The 711-nt window shown below is 45.0% G+C and carries 1 protein-coding gene; it reads left to right on the plus strand.

Features of this window, described 5'->3' with window-relative positions:
* On the plus strand, positions 1 to 705 hold a 705-nt coding region (locus PSH50_RS20985), incomplete at its 5' end, for an EF-Tu/IF-2/RF-3 family GTPase (protein WP_273610071.1).
* Positions 706 to 711 lie beyond the last annotated feature (6 nt).

Below are 711 nucleotides of genomic sequence, written 5' to 3' on the forward strand. Positions count from 1 at the left end.
TACGACTTCCCAGGTGATGACTTACCACTAATTCAAGGTTCTGCTCTTAAAGCACTTGAAGGCGAAAAGCAGTGGGAAGACAAGATCGTTGAGCTTGCAGAAGCACTAGATTCTTACATTCCAGAGCCAGAGCGTGACATCGATAAGCCATTCATCATGCCTATCGAAGACGTTTTCTCAATCCAAGGCCGTGGTACAGTAGTAACTGGTCGTGTTGAAGCTGGTATCATCAACGTGAACGACGAAGTTGAAATCGTTGGTATCAAAGAGACTACTAAGTCTACTTGTACTGGTGTTGAAATGTTCCGTAAGCTTCTTGACGAAGGTCGTGCTGGTGAGAACATTGGTGCACTTCTACGTGGTACTAAGCGTGAAGACGTTGAACGTGGTCAAGTACTAGCTAAGCCTGGTTCAATCAACCCACACACTACATTCACTTCAGAAGTATACGTACTTTCTAAAGATGAAGGTGGTCGTCATACTCCTTTCTTCAAAGGTTACCGTCCACAGTTCTACTTCCGTACAACTGACGTAACAGGTGACGTACAGTTACCAGAAGGCGTAGAAATGGTAATGCCTGGTGATAACGTTAAGATGACAGTAACTCTAATCGCGCCAATCGCGATGGACGAAGGTCTTCGTTTCGCTATCCGTGAAGGTGGCCGTACTGTAGGTGCTGGTGTTGTAGCAACTATCGTAGAGTAATAATTA

Source organism: Pseudoalteromonas sp. Angola-7, assembly GCF_028599255.1.
Taxonomy (GTDB): Bacteria; Pseudomonadota; Gammaproteobacteria; order Enterobacterales; family Alteromonadaceae; genus Pseudoalteromonas; species Pseudoalteromonas atlantica.